A 20,374-nucleotide genomic window follows, 5' to 3' on the forward strand; every position below is an offset into this window, starting at 1 on the left:
CCTGTAGGAGCGAGCCTGCTCGCTCCTACAGGGGCTTGATCGCCCACCAACGCGGCAGCAACTGCCGCACCCGCGATTCGCCAAAGCGGTCATCGATCAGCATTACCACCCCGCGATCCTGCTGGCTGCGGATCACCCGCCCCGCTGCCTGCACAACTTTCTGAATACCGGGATACAGGTAGGTGTAGTCATACCCCGCGCCGAAAACAGCGCCCATACGTGCCTTGATCTGTTCATTCACCGGGTTGAGCTGCGGCAAACCCAGGGTAGCGATAAACGCACCGATCAGGCGCGCTCCGGGCAGGTCGATACCTTCGCCAAACGCACCGCCCAGCACCGCAAAGCCAATGCCCTGGCTGTGATGGGTGAAGTGCTCCAAAAAGGCTTGGCGCTCGGCCTCGGCCATGCCCCGCGCCTGCAACCACAACGCAATCTGCGGGTACCGTTCGGCCATTAACTGGGCCACCTGTTGCAGGTAATCGAAGCTTGAGAAAAATGCCAGGTAGTTACCCGGTTGCGCGGCGAATTGCCGAGCGAGCAGTTCCACGATAGGTTCCAGCGACGCCTGGCGATGCACAAACCGCGTAGAGATGCGGTCAACGATGCTGACCTGCAATTGCTCGGCCTTGAACGGTGATGCCACATCAACCCAGGCGGTATCCGCCGGCAGGCCCAGCAAGTCCGCATAATAATGGCGCGGGCTCAGGGTTGCGGAAAACAGCACGCTGCTGCGCGCGGCGGTCAGCCTGGGCCGGATGAACTCGGCCGGCACCACGTTGCGCAGGCACAGGGTCGAGCTGCTGCGCTTGCCGCTGAACGAGCGCTTGGTGATATCGAAGATAAAGTGCTCGTTGAACAGCTCGGCCACTTTGGCCCATTGCAGCGCGTCGAAGTAGAAGGCTTGCAGGTCACCGATGAGGGCTTCGGGGTGGTCGTTGAAGTAGTCGCCCATGGCGCTGGTGCACAGGCTCAGGGCCTGGAGCAGTTTGTCAGGTTTGGCCGCATACGCCTGATACGGTGCGAGTTGGTCCTTGTGCAAGGCATTCCACTCACGATTCAAGCGCTGCAAAGGTTTGTTCAGGGGCTCGGGCGCCTTATCGCGCACGGTCTTGAGGCTGTATTGATCCAGGCTGGCGCTGTACATCGAGCGGGCTCGCTCGACCAGGTTGTGGGCTTCATCCACCAGCACCGAGACCTGCCATTGGTTGAGCTGGGCCAGGCCGAACAGCATGGCGCCAAAGTCGAAGTAATAGTTGTAGTCGGCGACGATCAGGTCGCTCCAGCGCGCCATTTCCTGGCTCAGGTAGTACGGGCATACCTGATGGGCCAGCGCCACGTTGCGCAGGCTTTGTTGATCGAGCAGGCGCACCTTGGACGCGGCCTGGCGGGCGGCAGGCAGGCGGTCGTAAAAACCTTTGGCCAATGGGCAGGAATCACCGTGGCAGGCTTTGTCCAGGTGTTCGCACGCCTTGTCCCGAGCCACCAGTTCAAGCACACGCAGTGGCAGATCGGGACTGCTGTCGTACAACACCCGCGCAGCATCCAGGGCCAGCTTGCGCCCGGGCGTCTTGGCGGTGAGGAAGAACAGCTTGTCCAGTTGCTGCGGCACCAAGGCCTTGAGCTGCGGGAAGATAGTGCCGATGGTCTTGCCAATGCCGGTGGGCGCCTGGGCCATCAGGCACCGGCCGGTACTCACCGCTTTGTAGACCGACTCGGCCAAGGTGCGCTGCCCGGTACGAAAGTCGGCATGGGGAAATGCCAGGCACTGCGCGCCAGCGTTGCGTGCCTCGCGATGCCGCATTTCTTGCCGGGCCCAGTCCAGGAACAGCGCGCATTGTTGGTTGAAGAACCGTTCAAGGTCTGGCGCGTCGAATCGCTGGTTGAGCAAGGTTTCGCCTTCGCCGACGATATCGAAGTACACCAGCGCCAGGTCGATCTCACTGAGCCCGAGCTTCTGGCACATCAGCCAGCCATACACCTTGACCTGGGCCCAGTGCAGTTGCCGATGGTTGGCGGGCTGGGCAGCGAGGTCGCCGCGGTAGGTCTTCACCTCTTCGAGGCGGTTGCTGTCCGGGTCATAGCCGTCCGCCCTGCCCCGCACTTTGAGTTGCTGGTACTCGCCTTCAAGCGCCACTTCACTCTGGTAGTGCGCATTGCGCCGTGACGCTACCGTGCGATGGCCGACGATGCCTTCCTGGGCACTGGGCGACGGCGTAAAGCGCAAGTCGAGGTCACCGACCTTGGCCGTGAACTCACACAACGCCCGCACGGCCACGCTGTAACTCAAGCGGGTTGCTCCGCCCAGCGCACGTAGCAGACGGTGACTGGCATCTGGTGCTCGCCGCAGAATTGCAGCCAACGCAACTGGTTGTCTTGCAGGCGGTCGCCGGGGCCTTTGACCTCGATCATGCGATAGGTGTTTTGCGCGGGCCAGAACTGGATGAGGTCCGGCATCCCGGCCCGGTTGGCACGGATATCCTGCAACAGGCGCGTGAACCAATGGCGCAAATGCTCGGCGGGCAGGCAGGCCAGGGCTTGCTCCAGCAGGTCTTCGCTAAGCAGGTTCCAGAACACAAAGGGCGACTGGATGCCCCATTTATCCACGTAGCGTTGGCGGATGCTTGCCTTGTAGCGACCGTCCTTCAGTTGCGCAAAGCACGCGGCAAACAAAGCTTCTCGGCGTTGATAAAAGTCCTCGCTGTGCAGGTCCGCCGGCCCGCGCTGGAACGGGTGGAAGAACGCCCCCGGCAACGGCGCAAAAATCGCCTCCCAGCACAGCAAGCCAAACAGCGAATTGATCAGGCCATTCTCGACGTAATGCACGGGCGCATCCGGTTCGCTCAGGTGCGCCAGCACACTGGATTCCACCGACAGCAGCGGTTCCTGCATCAGTGCCAGGTCCAGGCGCGCCACCGCTTGGGGCTTGGCCCTGGGCAGCGCCGGCCCGCCAAGTTTGCGCCGCAGGCGCGGCACTACCCTTAGCAGCTGTTGGTGTTCGGCGGCGCTGCGTGGGGCCTGTTGTGCCTCGGTCGCCAGGGACATGGCTTGGGCGTAATCCTCCTGACGTTCCAGTACGCGGATCAGCCGCGCTCGCGCGCCGGGATGAGTGCAATTGCGGTAGATCTGTTCGGCCAGTGCCAGCTCGGCGCACCGTTCGCAATACTGGCCGATCTGGAACAACAGCTTGGCGCGGCGCTTTTCCAGCCAGGGGTTGTCGGTACACAACGTGGCGACCTGCGCCAACACCGTATCCAGCGCTTCACCGGCTTCAAAGGCTTGCTGGCACTGGTGCAGGAACAGGAACCCATGCACGTCGTCCCGGCTGCGTAACCCACGCGACTCGGCGCAGAACTCGACTTTTTCATAGGTGTAGATGCCCAAGTCTGCCAGCACGAATTCCGACCAGTCCTGGTGCAGATTGCCGAAGAACATCAGGCGCAGGCGATCACACAACTCCATTACCGTCAGGCTGTAGAGCGCATCGTCTACGTCGGGGCACCACTGGGCAAAGCTGCGCGGCTCGGTAAATTGCGCGGCCAAGGGTTCAAGCCAGTCGGCTTTGTTACCCTTGGGTTGGTCGATCCAGGGCTTGAAGGCACCGAGCAATTCACTCTTTTGCAGCAGCGCGAACAGGGTGGCAAACGGCAGCGGGCTTTGATCCTCCACCCACCCCAACTCACGCAGTGGCCCCGCCGCCGCATGAGGGCAACCAATTTCCAGGTAATGGAGCTTGGCGGCGCGAAAATGCACGCCCTTGCGCATCACCATCCGCACCAACAACGCCTGGGACGCCTGGGGCAACCTGTCAAATTGCTGAATGAAATGCTGTTCGTGCGCATCGAGCAAATCGGCGTAGCGTTGCCCCAACCAAACCAGCACTTGGCGGAAGTTATGCAGGTAATACAAGGGGTCTTCAAGGGGGTTGGCCATGGTGCAATGCAATCAAATACTGGTTATGCATACAGAGTGCCGGGGCAAAGCCGTTGTTGCAATCAGTAATAGATAAATGGCGCCTGCAACTTTTTGCAAAAAAACAATCTGATGAGTGGGTTGATCGCGTAATATTTATGGCCCCGCAAGCAGACGCTGCGGGACTTTTCAGGGTTAAAGGTAAGGGTTATGAACATGAAGAATTTGGGTCTGCCACTGGTTGCACTCACTTTTCTGGTATTGGCCGGTTGCTCCACGCAAACCGTGGTGACCTTGCAGAACGGCACGCAGTATTTGACCAAGGACACGCCCAACGCCAAGACCGCCGACGGCTTCTACGAGTTCACCGATATTGCCGGCAAGCGTATTCGTATCAAGGCCGATGATGTGGCCACGGTGCGTAAGGAAAAATGATCATCTAGCAACACCCCATCAAATGTGGGAGCTGGCTTGCCTGCGATAGCGATTTGTCAGTCACCGCATGGCTGTCTCGACCGCCGCCATCGCAGGCAAGCCAGCTCCCACACCGAATACGTTAGCTGATGACTATCCCCTCCCCCGACAAGCTGCTCACACCCACCAGCGTCACCGAATCCGTCCCAAAGCCAATGACGGTATCCCCGCCCACCACCTTGATGTGATCGCGGTAATCATTGCTGCCCGCCACGTCGTTGAACACCAGCTTGTCCGTAGCTTGGTAGCCAATCACCCGGTCATTGCCAAACTGCCCGCTGAACAAAAACGTGTTATGCCCGCTGCTGTCACGGATGGTGTCGTTGCCCTTGCCACCTTCGATAAAGTCCGCGCCCCTGCCGCCTTTGATCAAGTCGTCGCCGTCGCTGCCGATGATGAAGGTATTGCCCTTGTGCGCCTCGGCATTGCGGTTGAGGTCTTGCACCCAGGTGGTGGCCCGTGCCGGATCGGACAGGTTGGCGACGATCACCGTCGAGTCGCGGGTCATCTGCTCGTAGAAGCCCGAGTCGAGGATGCGGGTCATGCCGTCGCCGTAACCGGTGGGCAAGTGCGAGACCCAGGTGGGCAGGTTGAGGATGGAAAATGGCAACAGGTTCCACAGGGATGAAGCGTAGTGGTCGTTGAAGCTGACGATGTTGTCGGTGCTCGACTCGTGGGGTTTGTCGTGCACGCCCAGGGACGACAGGTTGAATGATGAACCATCCAGGGCACGGAACACCGGGTCGTTTTCATAGCCGACGTTAAGCACTTTGTCGCCGGCGCTTTGGGTCGGCGATGCGTAGGCCACGTAGTTGGAGTCCTTATAGAACCCCGACCAGGTGCTGTCGCTCAAGTCGGCCATGCTGTTGACCGCGAGGCCCCCAAGGCTGTGGCCGCTGACCACCACGTCATTGCCGCCCAGGCCCTGGGCACTGGCGTAGTCCGCCACGTTTTTGAGCAAGCCGCCAAAGGCTTCCCCCGCGTAGTTCTTGGCATAGTCCTTGGGCCCGAAGGCGGCGAGCAGGTCGCTGATCACATCGCCGATGGAGTCGGTGATCACGCTTTCCCGAGGCCCCGAAGTCCCGCGAAAACTGATGCCGATTTCCTGCAGCTTGCCCGCATCATCGTATTTGCCCAGCACCTCGGCCTGCGCCGTGCCGTAGCCGAATTTTTCGCCAAAGAAGGTGCCGCGCGCATCGACCTTGCCGCTATAGCCCAGGGTACTGGCGCTGATGGGCGTCCAACCGGCTGCTTGCACCGCCTCAAGGGCGGCTTTTTCCGAGTCGGGGTTCCAGGGGATCCCGGGGATGACCCCTTGGGCATTGCTGCCGCCAATCAGCGCGCTGACCAGGGTGGCCGGTAACCCCAGCCCGAGGCCATTGTTCTGGTAGCCGACGGCAAAGCCGTTATCCAGGTTGTGGTAGGAATACAGCGTGATCGCCATGGCATCGGCGAACAACGCCTTGGAGTCCTCGGTACCGAGGTTTTTATAGTCAAAGATACCCATTGGTAGTGCCTCTCTGTTGTTGGATTTGTAGAGAAAGCCAAAACACCTGTTATCCGTTACCACCTGTAGGAGCGAGCTTGTGTGGCGAGGGAGCTTGCTCCCGCTGGGCTGCGCTGCGGCCCCAAAAACTTGCGGGCGCTGCGCACCCGAGCGGGAGCAAGCTCCCTCGCCACAACCAACTGCATCTGGCCTTTAGAACGCCCAGTCCAGGCTCAAGCCGACGCCGTGCACCTTCTCCTTGCTGGCCAGCAGGCCGTTGTAATCGAAGTTCACCCGCGCATCCTTGCTCAATGCCAGGCTGACCCGTGCTCCGACCAACGCGGCATCGCGCACCATTGGCGCACTTTCCACCGTGAACGAAGGGCCGCCCGAGGCAAACGCCAGGTGCTGCTCCGAATCGGTGCTGCTCAGGTTGTGCTGCCAGCCCAGGGTGCCGGAGACTTCCAGTTGCTGATGGTCGTTGATATTGAAGGTCTTCAAGGCACGCATACCCAGGGTGCTGAGCACCAGGTCACGGCTGTCGTCGCCACTTCTCAGCGCGGCGGCGTCGCCCTTCTCTTTGAAGCTGTCAGTTGCCAGGTGCACGTAGGCCAGGTTGGCGAACGGCTCCAGGGCCAGCGGTTGCAGGTTGATGCGGTACGCCGCTTCCGTGAACACCTGGGTGCTGTGGGCATCGACCTTGGCCTTTTGCTTGCCGCTGACGTCGCCGTATTGCAGGTCGCGTTTGACATCGGCGCGGTGCCAGCTGTAGGTCGCGCCGCCACTCAGGCGCCAGGCGCCGATTTCATGCCCGGCATAGGCGCCGAAATGGTAGCTGTCGACCGAGGCGCGGCTGTGGGTGCCGCTGCCCATGTTCAACGACGTGTCGCTGTAGCCGGCCACCAGGCCGATGCGTGTGGCCTCATCGAGGGCGCCGTCCACACCGGCGAGCATGCCGCCGATGGAGGTGGTATAGCCCGCCGTGTCGTTGCGGCTGTCGGTCTTGCCCCATGCACCCAGTGCCTTGACCCACACGTTGCCACGGCTGTCGATGGCTTGGCTGGTAGCGCCCATCTCGCCATTGCGCAGACGCTCGCCCACCGCTTCGCGTACGTAGCGGCTGTCATTGACCAGCGCGGTTTCCAGCGCCGGGTAAACCTCGCCGCTCAGTTGCTGGAACGCACCCTGGGCCGAGGCGGCCGTGGGTGCCAGCAGCAGGCTTTCGTACACGCCATTGCCCGCGCCCAATTGCTCGACGGCTGCGGCCACGGCGCGCTGGTTCGGCGTGGCGGCCACACTGGCGAAGCTGTTGGTGCGTGCCACATCCAGCTGCACGCCGTTGGCGGCATAGTTCAAGGTACCGCCGACAAACAGGTAGTTGGGAACCACTGCCGCGAAGCTGCCGGTGACGCCACCTGCCGCTTGCAGGATGTTGTATTGGCGGCCGATCAGACTTTGGGCCTGGGTCGCGCTCAGCAAGGTCGGGCTGTTTTCCAAGGCCAGGGTCACGGTGCCGCCGTTGAGGGTGGCGGTGCCGCCCGCGACGATACGATCGCTGCTGGTGGGCGACAATTCTACCGCGTAGGTCGAGCCCGGTTCGAAGTTGACGTTGCCCGCCACGTTCAAGGTGCCAATGGAATTGCCCGGTGCCACAGTACCGCCGCTTTTCGCGCTCAGCGAACCGATACGCCCCGAACCACCGACCACGCCGCTCTGGCTCACGGTGACGTCGGAGGTGACCGAACCGTTGATCGCCAGCAAGCCCTGGTTGACCAGCGTCGGCCCGCTGTAGGTGTTGGCGCCGGTGAGCACCAAGGTACCGATGCCCTGCTTGGTCAGGCCGCCATGGCCCGAGATGTCGTTGCTCCACACATCCCGCCCGCAGTGCAGGTCATCGCACACACGCTGGGTGGGGTTGCCGGCATCCACCACCGCGCCGACGCCCGGCAGGTCCGCCACGAACTGGCCGCTGCCGTAGGCGCCGTCGATACGGAACTCGGCCGGGATATCCTCGGCGGTGATAAACATCCCTGGGCCGTTGACCGCCTTGCCCAGGTTGATCATGCCCCAGCCATAGAGGGAGTCGATGCCCGGCGCGCCGAGGTCGGTGGCGGTGGTCTTGAGCACGGTGGAGATCTGGTCGCCGCTCATGTATTGGAAGCGTTCCATTAGCACCGCTGCGGCGCCTGCCACGTGAGGTGCGGCCATGGAGGTGCCATTTTTGTTGGCCCAGTCGGTGGTGAGGTTGTCCAGGCTGGTGCCGTTGATGATCGAGCTGTAGATCTTGGTGCCGGGTGCCGACACGCAAAAGCTCGCCGCATAGCCACAACGCGAAGAGAAAGTGCTGATCACGTACGGATCGGGGCTGGCGGTATTCGGGTTCTGCTGCAGTGCCGCGACGGACAGCCAGTTAGGCGCGATCTCTGGCACAAAATACGCGAGGCCGGAAATCGCATCCGGGTTGTTGAGGTTGTAGTCATTGCCTGCGGCAAAGATGGTCAGCACACCGCTGCGGGCCGCGTCGATGGCGCCTTGGTACGCCCCCCCGGCAACGGTGCCGAGGATCGGCCGGATGGTATTGAACTGCGCCTGGGCTTCGTTGACGGTGAAATTGGGGAACGCCGGATCGCGGCCGCCCTTGGCGTACTGATCACCGATGCCGATGCCCCAGCTGTTGTTGATGATACGCGCGCCACTGGCGACCAGCCCATCCCAGCCGGCCTTGTACACGGCACCGTCGTTGCCGAGGATGATCCCGTCTTCCGGGCCCGGGTCACCGTTTTCGGCGGTGAGGATTTGTGCGTTGAACGCCACGCCGTGCATCGGCCCGCCATCGCGGTTACCGGCCGCAATGCCGCCGACATGGGTGCCGTGGTTACCCAACTTGCCGTTGGAGTCCTTGGACGGCGTGCCGTCGTAGCGGAACGCATCTCCGGCCTTCACCGGGATATACGGGTCGGTGTATTGGCGAATGCCCTCGGTGACAATCGTCACCACCTTGTCTGGGCTGGCGAACTCCGGGTGCTGGGCGTACACCGGCTGGTCGAAGATCCCCAGCTTGACGCCCTTGCCGGTATAGCCGGCCGCATAGGCGGTGTCGGCGTGCACGGCGCCCAGGCCCCAGTCGGCTTTGAACTCATTGCTGCGCCAGCTGGCGGCGTCGCCCAGTTTGCCGGTTTCCACATAGGGTGCAGCCTGGGCGGTCCCCAGGCTTGCCAGGCAACACAGCAACGCGCCGTATGGCACGCAGCTCAGCGCCTTGAGCGGATAGCCCGGGCCTGTGTGGATGGCGGTAGTTAACCCTGACTTGCGTTTTTTCACGGTGACCTTCCTTAGTTTTCTTATTGCACGTGTGTAAATCACTTTCTCCAGAACACCGCCGCTGATCGTTCCCATGCTCCGCGTGGGAATGCGGCCCCGGACGCTCTGCGTCCCAAAGCGTGACGCGGAGCGTTACAAATGTGGGAGCTGGCTTGCCTGCGATAGCGTCCGGCCAGTCACGCCTCTGCTGGCTGACCCACCGCTATCGCAGGCAAGCCAGCTCCCACATTTTTTGTTCGCGGTGTGCTTAGAACTCCCAGTTCAGGCTCAAACCCACGCCCTGGGTTTTCGCGCGCCCACCCAGTTGGCCGTTGTAATCCAGGTTGACCCGTGTCGACGCATTCAGCGCCAGGCTGGCCTGCAAGCCCACCAGGGCGGCATCGCGCAGCAACGGTGCACTGCGCACCGCAAATGAAGGCCCGCCGGCGACAAACGCCAGGTGCTCTTCGGACTCCACCGCCGTCAGGCTGTGTTGCCAGCCTAACGAACCGGACAGGTCCAGTTGCTGGTGGTCATTGAGGGCCAGGGTTTTCAGGGCACGCACGCCAAGGGTACTGAGCACCGCATCACGCCGGTCGCTGCCGCGTTCCAGGGCAGCGGCGTCGCCTTTTTCGTGGAAGGACTCGCTGTTCAGATGCACATAGGCCAGGTTGGCGAACGGCTCCAGGGCCACGGCTTGCAGGCGGATGCGGTACGCTGCTTCGGTGAAGACTTGCGCCGTGGTCGCGTCCAGCTTGGTTTTTTGCTTGCCGCTGACATCACCCCATTGCAGGTCGCGCTTCACGTCGCCGCGATGCCAGCTGTAGGCACCGCCGACGCTCAGGCGCCAGTCACCCAGCTCACGCCCGGCGTACGCGCCAAAGTGGTAGCTGTCGATGGACGCCGATGAATGGGTACCGCTGCCCATGTTCAAGGAACTGTCGCTGTAACCGGCAACCACACCTACGCGGGTCTGCTCATCCAGCGCGCCATCCACGCCCGCCAACAGGCCACCGATGGAGGTGGTGGAACCCGCCGTTTCAGTGCGGCTGTCGGTCTTGCCCCAGGCGCCCAGCGCCTTGAACCACAGGTTGCTTTCACCGGTCACTGGCACATGGCGCAGGCGCTCGCCCACGGCATTACGCAGTTGCAGGCTGTCGTTGATCAGCATCGCACCCACGGCGGGGTAGATTTCCCCCGACAGTTGCTGCAAACCCTGCTGGGCGGTGGCGACTGACTGCGACTGCAGCAGGCTTTCAAACACTGGGTTGCCAGCGCCCAATTGCTCGGCCGCCGCCGCAACGTTGCGCTGGTTGCGGGTCGCGCCGACGCTGGCGAAGCTGGCGCCATTGCGCCCAACATTCAGTTGCACCGCATTGGCGGCGTAGTCAAGGGTGCCACCGAGGAACAGGTAGTTGGGCAGCACTTGCCCAAACTGGCCCTGGATACCGCCCGCCGCCTCGAGAATCGAGTACTGCCGGCCAATCAGGCTTTGGGCCTGGCTCTGGCTGAGCAAGGTCGGGCTGTTTTCCAGCGCCAGCGTGACCGTGCCGCCGCCCAGAACCGCCTGGCCGCCGGCAACAATGCGGTCACTGCTGGTGGGTGTCAGCTCCACGGCATAGGTAGAGCCGGCGCCGAGGTTTACGTCCCCTGCCACTTGCAAGGTGCCCACGGAATTGCCCGGGGCCACACGGCCGCCGTTGTTTACAGACAACGCGGCAATACGCCCGGAACCGCCGAGGGTGCCGCTTTCATTCACCGTCACTGCCGAAGCCAGCGAGCCATTGACGGCCAGCAGACCGCCGTTGACGAGGGTCGCGCCGCGATAGCTGCTGTCGCCGCTGAGCACCAGGCTACCGGCACCGGCCTTGACCAGGCTGCCCTCGTACACGCGGTTGGCGGCGGCCTGGTCGCGGGCGTTGCCGATGGCGTAGTCGGTCTGGTCCTGCTGGCTGGCAGTCGCGCCGACGCCGTTTTGCCAGCCCTTGTCGATCAGGGTTTGCTGCCAGGCAGTGTGTTCGGCGCGGTCCTCGGCCTGGCGCTGAAGCAGCGCCTGGTCGGAGATGCCATTGCTCCACACATCGCCCTGCCCGGCGGCCAGGTTCACCTCCATAGGCCCGAGCAATTGCCCAGGGCCATGCATCGCCCGGCCCAGGTCAGGCACACCCCAGCCGACAATCGCATTGGGCGCCTGGGTGATCGAGCCGTCGAGCTGCGTGGCGGTGGTCAGCAGCACCTGCAAGGCTTGCTCGTTGGTCATGTAGGGATAACGTTCCATCACCAGCGCCAACGCGCCGGTGGCATGGGGCGCTGCCATCGAGGTGCCGGACTTGACCCCATAACCCCCGTCAGGAATGGTGCTGTTGATCAGCGCGCCGGGGGTAGAAATACACCAGTACTTGGCGACGCCGCATTTGTTGTATTTCTGGTTATTGGCCTTATCCAACCCGGACACGGCAAGCCAGTGGCCTTCCAGTTCCGGCTGGAAATACGGCAAGGCCGAGCGCACGCTCGCGTTGGCATAGCCGCTGTTGCCGGCGCTGAACACATTGATCACGCCAGCCTTGGCCACGTCCGCTGCCGCGTCCAGCCAGGTGCCACGGTTGTAATGCTGGGCGTACGCCGCGTGCATGTTATCCAGAGTCTGGTAACTGACGTCCTTGGGCTGGCTGCCCCAGCTGTTGTTGATGGCGCGCACGCCGGAGTCCACCAAAGCGGTGTACACGGTCTTGAAGTATTTGGGGTCAGGGGTGGGGCCGAACAGGAAGCTGTCGTTGGCGTTGGTGTTGCCCACAAAAACTTGCGCGTTGTAGGCCACGCCATGCATGCCCACGCCGTCGCGGGCGGCGCCCATGGTGCCGGTGACGTGGGTGCCGTGGGAATCATTGTTCGGGTTGAGCGCGCCCGTGGTGCTGAAGACGCTGCCATCGACATAGGTGCCCGTGGCGGTGACCGGGTGGAAACGGTCTTTGGAGGCTTCGGGGTGATTGGCATCGAACCCTGAGTCCAGCGCGCCGATTTTCACGCCTTGGCCGCTGATCCCGGCGGCGTAGGCTTCATCGGCTTTCATGCGGCCCAGGCCCCAGTCGCTCTGGTACTCGGCCGAGCGCCAACTGGCGGGGTTACCCGGCTGGCCGGTCTCGGTGTATTGCGCCTGTGCCGCAACGGACAGCAAGAGCAAGGAACCTGCGGTGAAGGGTTTGAAACGCGGTGAATCGGTGATCATGTGCACACTCCCTATTATTGTTATTCCCTGCCCTGTGGCGAGGGAGCTTGCTCCCGCTGGAGTGCGAAGCGCTCCCTAAAAAAGCCGGCTCCAGCTTCGCTGTCGAGCGGGAGCAAGCGCCCTCGCCACAAAACACGCGCTCCTACAGTTTTCCATCCGGGCCGAAGGCTTCGTCCACTTTGGCCAAGTCGGTGTCACGCAAGTTGCCCGCGTAGTAGTGCAATTTGGTCCAGGCCATCAAGTAGTCATAACGGGCCTGGGCCAGGTCGCGGCGGGTGCTGTACAACTGCTGTTCGGCGTTCAGTGCGTCGAGGTTGACGCGCTCGCCGCCGAGAATGCTTTGCTTGGTCGACACCACCAGCGCCTCCGCGGATGCCAGCGCTTTCTGATAGGCGCGCAACTTGCTCACGCCTGACAAGCACGCGCTGAACTGGCGACGCAGTTCGATCAGGGTTTCGCGGGTCTTGCCCTCCAGCTCGTACTCGGCCTGCTCCATCGCGCGGCTGGCCTGGCGGGTGGAAGCCGAGATACCGCCACCGGCATACAGCGGCATGCTTACTTCGACGCCGATGGTGTTGGTGTCGTAGCGCTGGTTATAAGTGTTGCCGCTGTCGGACTCCTGCTTGCGCGAGGTGGCATACGCGGTGATTCGCGGCAAATGCCCGGCGCGGTTGCGTTCCACTTCATAGCGCGCCACTTCCAGGGACTGGCGTTGCGACGCCAGCACCGGGTTGTTGGTCAGCGCCAACTCATGCCAGGTGTCGTAGTTGGCCGGGGTCAGGGTGAACGCGGCAAAGCTCTGGTTCAGCGGTGCCAGGTCGTTGATGTTGACGCTTTGCACGCCGATCAACGCGCCCAGCTCCCGGAGCGAGGCGTCCTGCTCATCCAGGGCCTGGATCTCTTCGGCGGTGGCCAGCTCATAGCGGGACTCGGCTTCAAGGATATCGGTGCGAGTGCCCTCGCCTTGCTGGAACAGATGCCGGTTCTGCTGGAACTGTTGTTCGAACGCCTTCTTCTTGGCCCTGGCGATGTCGATCTGGTCTTGGGCAAAGAGCGCCTGGGTGTAATAGCTCAACACCCGCACCAGCAACGCCTGGCTCTTGTCGCGAAAGCTTTCATCGGCAAACAGCGCCTGGGCTACGCCCTTGCGGTAGTTGGCATAGGCTTCGTAGTCGAACAGCGGCTGTTGCAGGCTGAAGGTGGAGCCATAGCTGTTGTAGTTGCGGTCGTCGCGGTAACTGCCGCCGCGCCCGTCGGGCAGGTGCGCCTCGGAATTGTTGCGGCCCTTGTTGTAGTTGTAGGACAGCCGCGGCAGCAAGCCGGCACGGCCAATGGTGCGGTTTTCCAGGCCGGCGTCGCGCTCCTTGATGGCGCCGAGGAACACCGGGTCGTTGCGCAGCGCCTGCTCGTACACATCGAAGGGCCCCATCGCGGCCTGGGCACTGCCACACACCAGCAACAGCGAAATGAACACTGGCTTCATGCTCATTCCTCTGTCAACGCAGAGCCGGCGCGGTCCAGCAGCGGCTTGAACAGATAGTTGAGCAGTGAACGCTCGCCGGTGCGCACGAACATCTCGGCGGGCATGCCGGGCTTGATCACCAGGCCGTTGAGTTTTTCCATGGCCGCCTCGCTGACGCTGGTGCGCAGCACGTAATACGGCGCACCGGTTTTTTCGTCGAGCATCTGGTCGGCGGAGATCAGGCTGACTTCACCCGGCACCCGTGGCGTGCGGCTTTGGTTGAAGGCGGTGAAGAGGATGTCGACCGGCAAGTGTGTGCCGACCTTGTCCACCAGGTGCACGGGCAAATGCCCTTCCACTTCCAGACGTGTGCCCTGGGGCACGATCTCCAGCAGGGTTTCACCGGCGCGCACCACGGCGCCTTCGGTATGCACGCCGAGGTTGACCGCGATGCCATCGGCCGGCGCGTTGATCTCGCTGTGTTGCAGGTTGAAGCCGGCGGAGGTCAGTTGCTGTTCAAGGGTCAGGCTACGCAGTTGCGCGTCGGCCAGCTGGCTGCGCACTTCCTTCTGATACTCCTCGCTGTGCTGCTGCAACTTGAGGCGCGATTCGACAATGCCCTGCTCTATCCGGCCGCTTTCCCCGGCGTTTTGCGCCAGGTCCTGCTGCACCTGGGACAACTGGCGCTGATAGTCCATCAGCCGGTTGCGCGGGATATAGCCGTTGTCGGCCAAGGGTTGCAGGTTGCTCAGTTGCGCACGCAGGGATTGGGCTTGGGCGGTCAAGTCGCTGCGCGCACGGCGCATGCCGCTCAACTGCGAGGTAGCCCCCTCGATGCTGGCGCGGATCCCGGCTTGTTCACGGGCAAACGCGTCGCGACGGCTGCTGAACAATTGGCGCTGGCCTTCCAGCACCAGCATCAGGGCCGGATCGGGGTTGGCGCTCAGTTCAGCGGGAAAAGTGATACTGGAAAGGTTGTCACGTTCGCTCTGCCAACGCGCCACGCTGGCCCAGGCCATACGGTACTGGGCTTGCAGCGATTGCACATCGGCCTGGTTCTGGGTCTGGTCAAGACGGAACAGCGGCTGGCCTTGCTTGACCAGTTCGCCCTCTTTTACCAGGATGCGGCTGACCACACCGGGGCTGAAGGTTTGTACCGCCTTGCGCTTGCCCGACACCACCACGGTGCCTTGTACCGGGATGCCCTGATCCAAGGGTGCGAGGCTGGCCCAGAGGAAAAACCCACCGGCACCGACAATGGTCATCACCCAGCCCATTTTTACGAAAAAGCCGGCATCGCGTTCTTTGATTTGAGGTTCAACGGTAAGGCTGCTCATGCGCCTGGATTCCTTCCGGCCTGGTACTGACGACTGAAACTGACACCGGTTTTTTCTTTCGGCGCTTCCTGCTGCCCGGACAACGCCCGCAGCACCTCTTGGTTGGGCCCGAACGCTTGCAGTTGGCCTTCGCCGAGCACTAGCAACTTATCGGCCTGGGCCAATGCCGAGGAACGATGGGTGACCAGCACCACGCTGCTGCCCTGGGCTTTCATCTGCATGATGGCGCTGGCCAATGCGGCTTCGCCGACGGTGTCGAGGTTGGAGTTGGGTTCGTCCAGCACGATCAGCCGCGGCCCGCCGTACAGGGCGCGAGCCAGGGCGACCCGCTGTTTCTGGCCGCCGGACAAGCCACCGCCGTTGTCGCCCAGCACGGTGTCGTAGCCCTGGGGCAGGCGCAGGATTAGTTCATGCACACCGGCCTGTTGCGCGGCCTTGACCACCAGCTCCGGGTCGGCCTCGCGAAAGCGCGCGATGTTGTCGGCGATGCTGCCGCTGAACAGCTCGATGTCCTGGGGCAAATAGCCGATATGCGGGCCGAGGTCGTCGCGGTTCCAGCGGTGAATATCCGCGCCGTCCAGGCGCACGGTACCGGCCAGGGTCGGCCATACGCCCACCAGCACGCGAGCCAGGGTGGACTTGCCGGAGCCCGACGCACCCAGCACGCCCAGCACTTCACCGGCAGCCAGGTTGAAGCTGACCTGATGCAGGGTCGCCATGCGTCGCCCCGGCGGGCCGGCGCTGACCTGCTCGAAACTGACCTGGCCGTGGGGCGCCGGCAAGGCCATGTGCTCGACCTCCGGCGGGAATTCGCGCAGCAGTTCGTCGAGGCGCTGATAGGCCAGCTTGGCCGAACTCCATTGCTTCCACACTGCAATCAGTTGGTCGATGGGGCTGAGTACGCGGCCCATCAAGATGGAGCCTGCGATCATCATGCCGGCGGTCATGTCGCCCTTGATCACCAGGTAGGCGCCCAGGCCCAGCACCAAGGATTGCAGGCACAGGCGCAAGGATTTGCTCAAGGAGGTGATGATCGAACCGGTGTCGCTGGCCTGGTTCTGCAAGCCCAGGAACTGCGAATGCACGCCAAACCAGCGTTGGCGCAGCGCACCGAGCATGCCCATGGCCTGGATGGTTTCGGCGTTGTGCAAATGGCTGGTGGCCAGTTGGGTGGACTGCTGCGAATAACCGCTGGCCTCGCCCAATGGCTTTTTGGTCAGGTATTCGTTAAGGCACGCCAGGCCAATCAACAGCACCGCGCCGGCCGTGGCCAGCACGCCGAGCCACACGTTGAACAGGAAAATCACGAACAGGTAGATCGGGAACCATGGCGCATCAAAGAATGCGAACAGCGCAGGCCCGGTGATGAATTGGCGCAAAGCAGTCAGGTCGCCCAAGGATTGCCCGGCATGCCCCTGGCCACGCTGTAAGTTGCGCTCGAAGGCGGCCTTGTACACGCGCAAGTTGAAGCGTCGCTCCAACTGGCTGCCAATGCGGATCACGATAAAGCTGCGCACCACTTCCAGCAGGCCGATAAACGCAAAGAAGCCCACGACCATCAGCGTCAACATCACCAGGGTGGTTTCATTCTGGGAGGACAACACCCGGTCATACACTTGCAGCATGTAAATCGAGGGCACCAGCATTAATAGGTTAATCAATGCCGTGAAACAGCCAACGCTGATCAAAATACTCTTGTATTCACCCAACGCCCTGAATAAGGGCGCCACCCCATGGGACTTCGCCATATTAATTGTTTTTCCTTGCAGCGAATTACGCAAAAGGGTCACCCCTACCAAGTAGGGCACGGCCGCCTAACAAATCGAGTTATATGCTTATAACTTTTAATTAAAGTTTTCGTTGCAGCCTTACAACTTCACCCGCTTTAGTGCGGGCTTGATAGTCGCCCTCTTTCTGGCGATTCAAATGGGTGATCCCTGAGCCTTCAGCGTTAAACAGCCAAATACCATCCGGGGTGGGCGACCACGTCAGCGGCTTGTCGCCCAGCCATTGCTCGGCACAGGCGATATCGCCCTCCAGGGCGTTGGCTTGCTCCACTAACTTGAGCGCGCACACCTGATCCTGCTGCTTCAGCTCCCACTGCCCGGCAAGCTGCGCGGAGGTGGGTAATACAAGACTGCTAGCCATTGCGTGGGCTCCTGCCGACACGAACAACACCTGCACAACACAGGCGATCAAATGGGAAAAACGTGGCATATCCAACTCCAGCCTGGAGCGCGGCGCCGAAGCGCCGCGCGCTTTACATCAGGCTACGATGTCACTGGCAGCCGCCTGGCCAACGGTGGTGACGAGGAAATCCGCCACGCCGTGCCCGGAGAAGTCCACCGCCAAGGTGCCCAGGTTGGTACCTGAGGCATAGGTCAGTACAGCATCGCCGGCATGCCCGGTAAATGCGTTGACGAAGGTCACGCCCGCACCCTTGGTGATACCGGACAGGTCGATCTTGTCCGAACCGGAGGTGAAGTCGAAGATCTTGTCCGCGGCCCCTGGCTTGGAGTCGGAACTGGCACCGTACACGAAAGTGTCGCTGCCAGCGCCGCCCCACAGCTGGTCTGCACCGCCGCCGCCGTAGATGAGGTCGTTGCCGGCCCCGCCCTTGATGGTGTTGGCAACCTGGTTACCAATGATCAGGTCGTTACCCGAACCGCCGAACGCGTTCTCGATGGTGACGCCCTTGGCGATGGACACGTTGCCCACCAGGCCGCCCACATCAGAGAACGAGGTGGCAGTGAGGTTGATCTTCTGGTTCTGGGCGAAACCGGAGAAGTCCAGGGTGTCGTTGCCACCACCGTCCCATACCGAAAACACCAGCTTGTCGGCATTGGAAGTGGCGCTGAGGAAATCACGCCCGGTGTTGGAGTTGAACCCGTAGGTGGTGTCCGTGGCGCGGGTGTTGAGGTTGGCACCGTAGAGCTTCTGGATCGCGGCGATATCGTCGATCAGCGGGCCGGAAGCGTAAGCCTCGACACCGCCTTTGCTGAAGTTCTGGTTGGTGTTGCTCTCGCTCCAGTAACTCATGAGGCTATAGCCACGCGTGTCCTGTCCATAGGTCGCGTCGTTATAGGTCGGGTTGCCGTTCCCGGCGTTGTAGTCGCCAGGGTGAGCCAGGCCCAGGGTGTGGCCGATTTCGTGGGTCAGGGTCTGCCGGCCATAGTTGTTCAGGTCCGGGGTCTTGTTCGGCGTGTAGCTGTTGTTGGTCAGGTACCACGAGGTGCCGTCGTAGCCTGCGCCGGTACCGGGCAGGTAAGCGAAGGCCGCGGCGCCGTCCTGGCCACCGCTGTAGTTGCCGAAGGTCATGTGGCCGTCACCGCCGGAAGCCTTTTCAGTAAAGGTCACGTTGGCAACATCCGCCCAGGATTGCATGGCCAGTGCGGCCTGTGCTTTCTGCTGGGTGTTGAATTGGCTGAACCCCGAAATGCCATGTTTGTTCATGGTGCTCTGGGTAGCCGAGGTGAGGAAGGTGTAGGTCAGATCGATCTTGCCGTTGCCATCAAAGTCCCGGTACGCAGCACCATCCCGCAGCAGCTGGGTCGCTGCCTGGTCCACGGTGTAGGACGGTTTGCCATTGACTGTGAGGTTACCGCCACGGTCATACAAATGGCTGAAGCTATCGATTTGCGAGTAAGCAGTGCTGGCTTGCGCGGCAGATACAATAGCCTTGTCTTTTACTTTTGACATAAACGTACTTCCTTGTTTGCAAGTGCATCAGTCTTTGTTCGATAGGAACCTCGCGGGCGAGGATAGTCCTATCACTCACCTCTTTTGAAGGCGTAAGAAAACTGACACAACTTGAAATCTTTCGTCTACATCTATTTCCATCGCACAATTGTGACGCAGGTTCAAGTTGAAGAAGTCCCACGCAGTGTTTATTGGGGGCCGTTGCGTTTATGTGGCCGAATCGGGGCACACCACTATTTAAATATTAAATACAAGTAAAGCCACTCTAAGTGAGCGGCCCACTTGATTAATGGATCCAATATATTGTCACGGTGTCATTAGCAACATTAAAGAGCCACTATCCGCACTATTAAAGTGCTCTGTCCCCCATTACCGGGACATACTCCAGCCACACTGTTGCAGGGCTGCCAAGAGGGTTTCGCCAGCCAGGCCCGGCACCGTGACGCCGTCTTGGGTGGTCATGTCTTCACCTGCCAGAATGGCGTTGATGATCGCCTCCTCCACCGCCTCTGCCGCCGCGCTGAACAGCGGCGAAATATGGTCGTTGTTGACCATCTGCAACCCGGTGCTGAGGGGCAGGTCCTTGCGCCCATAGTCGGCCGGCGGCAAATCACGGTTACCGGTGGCAAACGCCAGGAACAGGTCGCCGCTGGAATCCTCGGTACCGCCACCGGTGCGCGCAATGCCGATGGACGCGCGCTGCGCCAGGCGCTGGCATTGGTGGGGTAGCAAGGGGGCGTCCGTGGCGATGATCACCACGATGGAGCCCATGCCGGGGGTGCCTCGCTCGGTAACGGGAGAGGCAATGCCCATCAAGTGACGGCCCACCGGGTAGCCATCGACCCGCAGCTCCTGGCGCTTGCCATGGTTGGCCTGCACCAATACGCCCACGGTCCAGCCGCCCTGCTCTGCTGGCAACCGCCGTGACGCCGTGCCGATGCCGCCCTTGAACTCGTGGCAAATCATGCCGGTGCCACCGCCTACCGCGCCTTCCTGCACCGGGCCGCTTTCGGCCTGGTCCAGGGCCTGGCGCACGTGTTCTGGGCGCACGTGCTGGCCCCAGATATCGTTGAGCAGGCCATCGTAGGTTTCCATGACCACCGGCATGCACCAGTACACCGCAGGGTCCGCCAGGCGCTCGCGCTCCAGGGCGATCAGGCTGTCGCGCACCACTCCGATACTGTGGGTGTTGGTGATGGCCATCGCCGTGGTCAACAGCCCCGCCTCGCTTATCCACTCAAGGCCCGTGGCGTCGCCATTGCCGTTGAGCACGTGATAGCCGGCAAAACACGGTTGCTGCCGGGCTTCCCCGGCCCGCGGCTGGATCAGCGTGACGCCGGTGCGCACCTGCTTACCGTCCACACAGCCCTTGATCGTCGAGTGACCGACCCGAACCCCGGGAACATCGGTGATGGCATTCAATTCGCCGGGCATGCCCAACCCCAACGTAATGCCCAATTGACGTGCACGCATACCCACTC

General features: G+C 62.0%; 12 protein-coding genes. 1 reads left to right on the top strand and 11 read right to left on the bottom strand.

The features are described 5' to 3' along the window. Positions 1–25 precede the first annotated feature (25 nt). Together AC07S6_RS04010 and AC07S6_RS04015 are read right to left on the bottom strand one after the other, a co-directional pair. Positions 26–2,287: an ATP-dependent DNA helicase gene (locus tag AC07S6_RS04010; protein ID WP_495111757.1), complete on the bottom strand. Its 2,262-nt coding sequence runs from the start codon at positions 2,285–2,287 to the stop codon at positions 26–28. Then, positions 2,284–3,930, bottom strand: coding sequence for a VRR-NUC domain-containing protein (locus tag AC07S6_RS04015; protein ID WP_495111758.1), 1,647 nt, complete (start codon positions 3,928–3,930; stop codon positions 2,284–2,286). Before AC07S6_RS04015 ends, AC07S6_RS04010 begins: the two co-directional genes overlap by 4 nt. 189 nt (positions 3,931–4,119) lie before the next feature. Here AC07S6_RS04015 and AC07S6_RS04020 point away from each other — a divergent pair, with 189 nt between their 5' ends. After that, a complete protein-coding gene (locus tag AC07S6_RS04020) occupies positions 4,120–4,344 on the top strand; it encodes a YgdI/YgdR family lipoprotein (protein ID WP_003191162.1) in 225 nt (74 codons plus the stop codon). A gap of 121 nt (positions 4,345–4,465) precedes the next feature. Here the strand turns inward: AC07S6_RS04020 and AC07S6_RS04025 are convergent, their stop codons facing one another. From AC07S6_RS04025 to AC07S6_RS04065, 9 genes are all read right to left on the bottom strand, one after another. Then, complete coding sequence (locus AC07S6_RS04025; protein ID WP_495111759.1) at positions 4,466–5,890, bottom strand: polyurethane esterase; 1,425 nt, start codon at positions 5,888–5,890, stop codon at positions 4,466–4,468. Between the two features lie 192 nt (positions 5,891–6,082). After that, entirely contained in the window at positions 6,083–9,190 is a 3,108-nt protein-coding gene (locus tag AC07S6_RS04030; RefSeq protein ID WP_495111760.1) for an autotransporter outer membrane beta-barrel domain-containing protein, read from the bottom strand. Between the two features lie 247 nt (positions 9,191–9,437). Continuing rightward, positions 9,438–12,395 (bottom strand): autotransporter serine peptidase EprS, encoded by a 2,958-nt coding sequence (eprS, locus tag AC07S6_RS04035; RefSeq protein WP_495111761.1) that lies wholly within the window; start codon positions 12,393–12,395, stop codon positions 9,438–9,440. A gap of 142 nt (positions 12,396–12,537) precedes the next feature. Further along, a complete protein-coding gene (locus tag AC07S6_RS04040) occupies positions 12,538–13,878 on the bottom strand; it encodes a TolC family outer membrane protein (protein ID WP_003191155.1) in 1,341 nt (446 codons plus the stop codon). 2 nt (positions 13,879–13,880) lie between these two features. Next, the gene (locus AC07S6_RS04045) at positions 13,881–15,194 is read right to left on the bottom strand and encodes an HlyD family type I secretion periplasmic adaptor subunit (protein ID WP_320748021.1); all 1,314 of its coding nucleotides are present in this window, start codon (positions 15,192–15,194) and stop codon (positions 13,881–13,883) included. After that, positions 15,191–16,942 (bottom strand): type I secretion system permease/ATPase, encoded by a 1,752-nt coding sequence (locus AC07S6_RS04050; RefSeq protein WP_495111762.1) that lies wholly within the window; start codon positions 16,940–16,942, stop codon positions 15,191–15,193. The genes AC07S6_RS04045 and AC07S6_RS04050 overlap by 4 nt, the downstream gene beginning before the upstream one ends. 100 nt (positions 16,943–17,042) lie before the next feature. Beyond that, positions 17,043–17,411: an AprI/Inh family metalloprotease inhibitor gene (locus AC07S6_RS04055; RefSeq protein ID WP_014718405.1), complete on the bottom strand. Its 369-nt coding sequence runs from the start codon at positions 17,409–17,411 to the stop codon at positions 17,043–17,045. A gap of 48 nt (positions 17,412–17,459) precedes the next feature. Beyond that, positions 17,460–18,893, bottom strand: a complete 1,434-nt coding sequence (locus AC07S6_RS04060; RefSeq protein ID WP_495111763.1) for a serralysin family metalloprotease — start codon at positions 18,891–18,893, stop codon at positions 17,460–17,462. 369 nt (positions 18,894–19,262) lie between these two features. Further along, on the bottom strand, positions 19,263–20,366 hold the full coding sequence (locus AC07S6_RS04065; protein ID WP_495111764.1) for a DmpA family aminopeptidase: 1,104 nt from the start codon (positions 20,364–20,366) through the stop codon (positions 19,263–19,265). Positions 20,367–20,374: the final 8 nt, after the last annotated feature.

The sequence above is a fragment of the Pseudomonas sp. GW821-FHT07B01 genome, from assembly GCF_059419065.1.